The 3,196-nt window shown below is 58.8% G+C and carries 1 protein-coding gene; it reads left to right on the top strand.

Translation table 11 applies throughout. The annotated features are described in order from the left end of the window. Positions 1-141 precede the first annotated feature (141 nt). Positions 142-3,057 carry a Tn3-like element IS1071 family transposase gene (locus HMPREF2984_RS09990; protein WP_003049965.1) on the top strand — a complete coding sequence of 972 codons (2,916 nt, stop codon included), beginning with the start codon at positions 142-144 and terminating at the stop codon, positions 3,055-3,057. Positions 3,058-3,196 lie beyond the last annotated feature (139 nt).

Here is a 3,196-nt window from a genome sequence, read left to right as displayed (position 1 = left end):
TCTCCTCGTTTTCAGTGCAATAAGTGACGGTACGCAAAGCTAGCACTGGCGCGGGGGTGGTCTGGGTAGACCGTTGATTTCATTGACTTTCCTGTTCGCTTTGTAAACGGGTATGGTGGCCTCCCACTTTTGAGGTTCACGATGCAGGGTTGGCACACAACGTTTTTGGGGATGCGTGGGCTCCCCCGCGATATCAGCGACTTCGAGATGAAGGCATTTTTCACCTTCGATGGTGCCGAGCGCGACGCAATCAATGCACGCCGAGGTGATTCCCACAAGCTTGGTCTGGCGCTCCATATTGGTTTCCTGCGCATGAGTGGGCGTTTGCTCGGTGCCTTTCGGGTAATTCCAGTAGCCTTGTGGCGCCACCTTGGCAACGAGCTTGGCATTGCAGCACCAGAAGTCGCCTCGCTGAGAGCCATGTATGAACGCGGGCGCACGCTATTCGATCACCAACAAGTAGCCTGCACGGTCCTTGGATTCCAGTGGATGAGCGAGCACCAGCGCCGCTCACTGGTACGTGAACTGCGCGACGAAGTGGCGCGCTGCGCCGACCGCGATCAGCTACTCGTGCGGGCGCGTCAATGGCTGTACAAGAACAAGCTGGTGATCGTGCACGAGCGGGCAATTCGGACACTGATTGCGGCGGCACTTGCCCAGCTTGAAGTTGAAACAGGCACCGCCATCGCCGCCAGCGTTGATCCAGCAACACTTGATCGCTGGCGAGCCTCAGTTTCAGAGCTGCGCCCAGATGGACAAACCCAGCAGAGTTGGCTATGGGCTGCACCGGCGAAACACTCAACCCGCCAAATCAGCGAGGTACTGGAGCGCATCGACCTGCTTTACACGCTGGACGTTCATAAGCACCTGGCAGACATCCCCGATCTCATCTTGCGCCGCTACGCGCGCCGACTTGTCTCCAGGCCGCCCTCAGCCGGAGCCAAGATCAAAGAGCCAGCGCGCACCGTGGAGGTCGCATGCTTTCTTCGGTATTGCCTGTTCACCACCACAGACCAGTTGATCCTTATGGTGCAGCGCCGGATCGCCGATCTGTGGCGTCAGGCTGCCGCCGATGTCCCCGCTACCGTCAATTGGGCCGCAATGTACAAAACGCTGCTCGGCGAACTTGTTGCCTTGAGCGCGCAAGGTGCGGTGCCAGATGCTGAGTTGCGTGCCCGTCTTGAAGCCTTGATCACCGAAACCCAGAAACGCAAACCACCGAGCAGGGCCTCCCTGGTCCGCGAGGGATTGATTGATGGAATTCGCCCCGTGCGGTCGTTGCTCGTCGCCATTGCAAAGCTGCCCTGGCAGGCCACCGGCGAGCATCCTGCCATCGAGTACCTTGCCAAGCTGCAAGCTTTATATCTCAAAGGATCCAGAAAGCTGCCAGTTGAAGTGGTGGCACCAAGTCTGGGAATGATCTGGCAGGTTTCGATCTCCAGCCCAGACCGGGAACGGGCGTTTCAGGCGTTGGAGGTGGCCACCCTGTTTGCCCTGCGCCGCGCGGTGCGCAATGGCTCGGTCTGGATTGAGCACAGCCTGAGCTTTCGGGGTCGTGCGCGCTTGTTCTTCACGGACGAGCGTTGGCAGGCAGAGTCCAAGAAACACTATGCCCGTCTATCGTTACCCAGCAAGGCTGCCACTTTCTTGAAGCCTTTGCTGGCCAGAGTAACTGCCGGTGTCGATGCGGTGGCCGCTGCAGCCCGCAGTGGCGTACTGCGCGTGGATGATGAACTCCATTTGTCGCCATTGCCCGCAGAGGACGAAGACCCAGAAGTGACCAAGCTGCGCGCGGCTTTGGATCACCGCATCGGTGAGGTTCAATTGCCGGAAGTGATTCTGGCCGTTGACGCCCAGGTGCGCTTTAGCTGGATCATGCTCGGACGTGAGCCGCGCTCTACCGACGAGCTGCTGATGGTCTATGCCGGCATCATGGCCCACGGCACCAGTCTGACTGCGGTCGAATGCGCGCGCATGATTCCGCAATTGTCTGCCACCAGCATTCGCCAGGCCATGCGCTGGGCGCGGGACGAACGGCGTCTGAGCCAGGCCTGCCAGGCTGTGCTGGAATTCATGCAGCGACACCCGATTGCCGCCACCTGGGGGCGGTCCGATTTGGCATCTTCTGACATGATGAGCATGGAGACCACCAAACGGGTGTGGCAAGCCCGGCTTGATCCTCGGCGCAACACACCTTCCATTGGAATCTACTCCCATGTAAAAGACCGGTGGGGCATCTTCCATGCGCAGCCCTTTGTGCTCAATGAGCGCCAGGCGGGCGTGGCCATTGAAGGTGTCATCCGCCAAGAAAAGCTGGAGACCAGCCAGCTTGCTGTGGATACCCATGGCTACACCGACTTTGCCATGTCACATGCCCGTTTGCTTGGTTTTGATCTTTGCCCGCGGTTGAAGGAACTCAAACAGCGCCACCTCTTTGTGCCACGCGGCACCAAAGTGCCCGCAGAAATCGCTGCGGTGTGCGAAGCCAATGTCGACGTCGCTTTGATCGAAAAGCATTGGGATAGTCTGGTGCACCTGGCAGCCTCGGTCATGAGCGGACATGCCAGTGCGGTGGCAGCTCTTGCGCGGTTCGGTTCTGCCGCCCAGGGCGATCCAATCTATGAGGCTGGCGTGCAATTGGGGCGGTTGCTGCGTACGGCGTTTTTGGCTGACTACTTTGTCAAGGACGCTTTCAGGAACGAGTTGCGCCGGGTGCTCAATCGGGGCGAGGCTGTTAACGCCCTCAAGCGCGCCATTTATACCGGCCGGATCAGCCCGGCGCAGGCCAAACGTGTCGATGAAATGCAGGCTGTGGCCGATGCGTTGAGCCTGATGGCCAACATCGTGATGGCGTGGAATACCTCACAGATGCAGGCGGTCCTGGATCGCTGGTCGAACCGCCGCCAGGTCATTCCACCGGAACTGATCGGGAAGATTGCGCCCACCAGGCTGGAGAGCATCAACTTGCGGGGTGTGTTTCGCTTCCCGGTTGACCGCTATGCTGACCAAATCCTGCCTTCGCGGCCAAATGCATCGATAACTGGCACCAATGGATGAAACCGACCACGGTTTGACGCCACGAATCGCAGATTTGAAAGTGAACAGGAAAGTCAATGAAATCAACGATCTACCAACACCACCTCCGCGCCAGTGCTAGCTTTTCGTACCGTCACTTATTGCACTGAAAACGAGGAGA

This window comes from Streptococcus sp. HMSC066E07, assembly GCF_001814695.1.
GTDB classification, from domain to species: domain Bacteria; phylum Bacillota; class Bacilli; order Lactobacillales; family Streptococcaceae; genus Streptococcus; species Streptococcus hominis.
Note: the sequence above shows the minus strand (reverse complement) of the source record. Positions and strands in the feature narration are given on the sequence as shown.